Origin of the sequence: Stenotrophomonas pictorum JCM 9942, assembly GCF_001310775.1 — a bacterium.
Classification (GTDB): Bacteria; Pseudomonadota; Gammaproteobacteria; order Xanthomonadales; family Xanthomonadaceae; genus Stenotrophomonas; species Stenotrophomonas pictorum.
The window spans coordinates 1-4942 of the sequence record NZ_BAZI01000211.1 but is presented as its reverse complement, the minus strand read 5'-3'; the positions used below and the strand labels follow the sequence as shown (position 1 = coordinate 4942).

General features: G+C 65.9%; 3 protein-coding genes and 2 pseudogenes. All 5 read right to left on the bottom strand.

Translation table 11 applies throughout. From position 1 onward, the window contains the following. Nucleotides 1–336: pseudogene (locus JCM9942_RS10875) on the bottom strand (hypothetical protein); the annotation flags it as partial. Then, complete coding sequence (locus JCM9942_RS10870; RefSeq protein WP_054659622.1) at nucleotides 333–1451, bottom strand: ABC transporter permease; 1119 nt, start codon at nucleotides 1449–1451, stop codon at nucleotides 333–335. The gene JCM9942_RS10870 and the pseudogene JCM9942_RS10875, both read right to left, overlap by 4 nt. 4 nt (nucleotides 1452–1455) lie before the next feature. Beyond that, nucleotides 1456–2625: an ABC transporter permease gene (locus JCM9942_RS10865; protein ID WP_010792191.1), complete on the bottom strand. Its 1170-nt coding sequence runs from the start codon at nucleotides 2623–2625 to the stop codon at nucleotides 1456–1458. After that, nucleotides 2622–4393: pseudogene (locus tag JCM9942_RS10860) on the bottom strand (ATP-binding cassette domain-containing protein). Before JCM9942_RS10860 ends, JCM9942_RS10865 begins: the two are co-directional and overlap by 4 nt. A 1-nt stretch (nucleotide 4394) precedes the next feature. After that, the coding region (locus tag JCM9942_RS10855) for an HlyD family secretion protein (protein WP_157722875.1) at nucleotides 4395–4942 on the bottom strand (548 nt) is incomplete at its 5' end.

The window sequence follows — 4942 nt, the reverse complement described above, 5'->3', positions numbered from 1 at the left end:
CACACGATCGCGCAGGGCGCGTGCCTCATCGATGCGTGCCGCAGCGTGGCGCAGATCCAGGTTCTGTGCCAGCGCCGTGGCCATCAGGCGATCGAGGATGGGATCGTCCAGTGCAGACCACCATTGGCTCAAGTCTGCGGACTGGGATTCGCTTGCCAACGGCAAGCTCCAGCCGCTGCCGACGTCGACCGGCGGCGGCTCGCGGTAGTCGGGGCCCACGCTTGCGCAGGCAGTCAGCAGCACGCAGGACAGGGCCAGCACGAGCGGACGCGCGCGCCCAGGGGTCAGGCCGGTGACGGTTGCGCGAAGAAAGGGAGTGCGGGGCTTGGATTTCATTGCAGGCGTCCTCGGACGAATACGGTGGCCATGGTCAGCGTGGCGAGGGCGATGACCGCCAGCGGCCACAGGCTGGCGAGAATGTCACCGGGCGGCATGGCCTTGAGAAAGCTGCCTTCGACGATGATGAGGAAATGGGTCAGTGGGATGGCCTGAGCCAGCCATTGCAGGACGACAGGCATGTTTTCCACAGGCGTCGCAAAGCCGGACATCAGCACCGCCGGCACGCCGATGGCGAACGCTCCCAGGATGGCCTGCTGCTGCGTCATGCTGACCGCGGAAATCATCAGACCGATGCCGACCACCGAGGCGATGAACAGCACCAGGCTGGCAAGCAGAAGTGCGAACGAGCCGGTAAATGGAATGCCGAACAGGAACACGCCTGCGCTGATCATGAACAAACCCAGCAGCGTGCCGATCGCCAGCGCCGGCAGCGACTTGGAGATGATGATCTCGGGCGTCGAGGTGGGCGACACCAGCAACTGGTCGAAGGTGCCAAGCTCGCGTTCGCGTGCAATCGACAGCGAGGTGATGAGCAGCGCGCTGAACAGCGCCAGGATGCCCGTCAGGCCGGGCACGATGAACCAGCGGTAGACCAGATTCGGGTTGAACCAGTGGCGCACGACCACGGGCGTTGGTGCCTGGGCGTCGGGCACGACCTCGGCGCCGACATCGGCGGCGATTGTGGACAGATAGGCCACGGTGATCTGCCCGGAGTTGCTGCGCCGGCCATCGACCAGTACCTGCGCGCGGCCACTTTCGCCGGCGGCGATGGAGCGCGAGAAATCCACCGGGATGGCGAGCGCGGCGATCACCTCGCCACGGTCGATCAGCTCGTGGAGTTGCTGTTGGCTGTCGACATGCCGGACGTGGGTGATGAAGCGGGCGCTGTCCAGGCGCTGTACCAACTCGTGCGACCAGCGCCCCGCATCCTGATCGTAGACGGCGATATCGACGTTGCGCACTTCCAGCGTCGCGGCAAAGGCGAACACCAGCAACTGCAGGATCGGCGGCACGAACACCACCATGCGGCTGCGCGGGTCGCGCAGGACGCTGAGCACTTCCTTGATGAACTGGGCGCGCAGGCGGGTGAACGAGAATGCGGAAGTCAACATCGCGTCACTCCAGGTTCTTGCGCGTGGCGCGCTTGGCGATCACGAAGAACAGCCCCCCGATCGCCGCCATGGCCGCCAGGTTGGGCAGGAACACGGCCCAGATGTCGCCGGCCAGGAACACCGTCTTCAGCGAATCGACGAAGTAGCGCGCCGGCACCACCAAGGTGATGGCGCGGATCGGTGCCGGCATGGCGTCGATCTCGTACAGAAAGCCCGACAACATGAAGGCCGGCAGGAAGCCCGTGAACAGCGCGATCTGCGCTGCCAGGAACTGGTTGCGTGCCAAGGAGGAAATCAGCAGACCCTGACCCAGCGCCGGCACCATGAACACCGCCGACAGCAGCAGCAGCGCCGCCAGCGAGCCCCGCATCGGGACCCCGAACACGAACACCGCCAGCGCCGCCGCACCCAGCGTGGACAGCATGCCGAGCACGAAGTACGGCAGCAGCTTGCCGATCAGGATTTCGGCCACCGAGGCCGGCGTGGACAGCACCGCCTCCATGGTGCCGCGCTCCCATTCACGCGCCACCACCAGTGCAGTCAGCATGGTGCCGATGATGGTCATGACGATGGCGATGGCACCGGGAATCAGTGCGCGGCGGCTTTCCAGCTCGGGGTTGAACCAGTAGCGCGGTTCCAGCATGACGGCCTGCGCTGGTGCTCCGACGTCCAGTCCGGCACGCCAGGACTGGACCACGCCGCGGGCGTAGTTCTCGACGTAGTTGGCGGTATTGGGGTAGGAGCCGTCGGTGACGATCTGCACCAGCGGCTCGCTGCCACGCTGGGCCAGCCGCTGCTCGAAATCCTGCGGGATCACCACGTAGCCGCGCAGGTCGCCTGAGACCAGCTGGTCGGCCACTTCGCGCCGGTCATGGGCGAAGTGGGCATCCAGGAACTTTGTGCCGGCAAAGGCCGCCGCAAGCTCCTGCGCTGCAGCGCCGGGCGACTCCAGCACCACGCCGACGCGGACATCCTTCGCATCCAGCGACACCGCATAGGCGAACAGCAGCAGCAACACCACCGGCAGCACGAACGCGATCAGCAGCGTCGAGGGGTCGCGCAGCGCCTGGTAGCTTTCCTTGGTGACCAGGGCGATCAAGCGCCGCAGATCAAAATGGCGCAGGTCGGTCTGCTGTGGTCCATTCCCGTCCTTGTGCTTTGTGGTGCCGTTCATGTGGCGGCCTCCAGCTCGCGGTCCGCCGACTCCACCAGGTGAATGAAGGCGTCCTCCATCGTCGGGTCGGGTCGTTCGGGGCTGACCGCCGAACGTTTGAGCGCGTCGGGCGTATCCAGCGCAATCAGTTGCGCACGCGAGAGCATGGCCACGCGGTCGCAGTATTCGGCCTCGTCCATGAAGTGGGTGGTGACCATGATGGTCACGCCCTTGCGGGCCAGTCCGTTGATGTGGGTCCAGAATTCGCGCCGGGTGATCGGGTCCACGCCCGAAGTGGGTTCATCTAGGAACAGCACGGGCGGCCGGTGCATCAGCGAACAAGCCAATGCCAGGCGCTGCTTGTGGCCCAGCGGCAGGGAATCGGGCGTGGCGGACAGCCAGTCGCCCAGATCGAAGGTTTCGATCATCTCGGCAATGCGCTCGCGCCGGGTGTTGCCTTCCAGTCCGTAGACGCCGGCCGAGAATTCCAGGTTCTGCTGCACCGAGAGCAGGCCGTAGAGCGAAAACTTCTGCGCCATGTACCGAGCCGGCTCTTGGCTGCGCCGGTGGCGCGGCGCAGATCATGGCCCACCACATGCGCTTCGCCAGCAGTTGGTTTCATCAGGCCGCACAACATCTTGAAGGTGGTGGACTTGCCGGCGCCGTTAGGGCCGAGCAGGCCGAAGATTTCGCCCTTTTGCACCTCGAAGCTGACCTTGTCGGTGGCGGTGAACTCGCCGAAGCGCTTGGTGAGGTTTCGGCACGACACGGCAATGTCGGAACCCAGCTCAACCGGCGGCAGACGCTCGGCCAGCGTCGAAGTGCCGCCGGGGCCGCCACCGAGCAGATCGATGAAGGCGTCTTCGAAGCGCGCGGGCACCTGCGCCAGCTCCACTCGCGCCTGATCGGACAGGGCCTGGAGCTGCTCCGCTTGAGCGCCCTCGCGCAACACCACGCGCACGCCGGCGCCCTGGATCACGCCATCGCTCACGCTGGGCAGGTCGAGTGCCTGGGTCAGGACCGCTCGGCGCTCGGCACCGACGTCTTCCAGACGGAAACTGCGGCCTTCGAGCTGCGCGGTCAGCTCCTGCGGCGGGCCATCGAACAGGAGCTTCCCTTGGTTCAGCAGCAGCACGCTCTCGCAGCGCTCGGCTTCGTCGAGATAGGCGGTGGACCAGACCACGGCCATGCCTTCATCGGTCAGCGCCTGCACCATGCGCCACAAGTCCTGGCGGCTGACCGGGTCGACACCCACGCCCGGCTCGTCCAGCAGCAGCACCTTCGGCCGCGCCATGAGCGCACAGGCAAGGCCCAGCTTCTGCTTCATGCCGCCGGAGAGCTTGCCGGCCAGGCGTTTGGTGAAGGGTCCGAGCCGCGTGAAGTCCAGCAGCTCGGCAAACAGATCGGCGTTGCGGTCCGCATCCATGCCGCGCAACTGCGCATACAGGCGCATGTTCTCCATCACCGACAGGTCTTCGTACAGGCCAAAGCGTTGCGGCATGTAGCCACTGGCGACATGAATGGCGTCGTTGTCCTTGACCACGTCATAGCCTGCCAAGGTGACGTGGCCGGCGTTCGGCACCAGGAGGCCGGTCAGAATCCGCATCAGCGTCGTCTTGCCGGCGCCGTCGGGGCCGACCAGACCCGTCAGCCGTCCATAGTGGATGCGCGCGCTCAAGCCCCGCAGCGCCTTTACGTCGCCGAAATGCTTGTCCACGTCTTCGATGACGATGGCAGCGTCTTCGCCCGCACCCGCAGGCACGGCGGCGATAGCAGGGCTTGCCTGCATTTCAACGCTCCCCCGCCGGGATACGGGTGCCGGCTTTCGCATCGACCTCGATCGTCACCGGCATGCCCTGGCGCAAGGCACTGTCGCTGTCGGCTTCGTCGATGACGATGCGCAGGCGGTAGACCAGATCCGTGCGCAAATCCGTCGTCTCCACCGTCTTGGGGGTGAACTCGGCGCGCGGCGAGATGAAGCCGATCTGGCCGCGATAGACCTTCTCTGATGAATCGCTTTTGACGCGCACCACAGTACCGGGCGCGATGCGCCCCAAGTCCGACTCGCCCACGTAGGCGCGCACGTAAACCGGCTTGTCCAGGCTCAGGCTGTAGACCGCGCTCTGGCTTGCGACCATGCTGCCGGGCTCCCGCACTCGTGCGATGACGGTGCCGCTACTGGGCGCCATCAACTCGGTGTCCGCCAAGGCTGTCGTGGCTTGCGCTGCGGCAGCCTGTGCGGCCGCAAGGCGAGCTTCTGCCGCGGCGATGTCTTCCTTGCGAAAACCTTCGGATGCTTGCGACAGGGCCGCCTTGGCCGCTTCGACGCCAGCGGCTG

What these genes read in the sequence shown, in the direction of transcription:
- JCM9942_RS10865 (WP_010792191.1), bottom strand. Translation starts at nt 2,625, where the DNA reads ATGAACGGCACCACAAAGCACAAGGACGGGAATGGACCACAGCAGACC.
- JCM9942_RS10870 (WP_054659622.1), bottom strand. Translation starts at nt 1,451, where the DNA reads ATGTTGACTTCCGCATTCTCGTTCACCCGCCTGCGCGCCCAGTTCATC.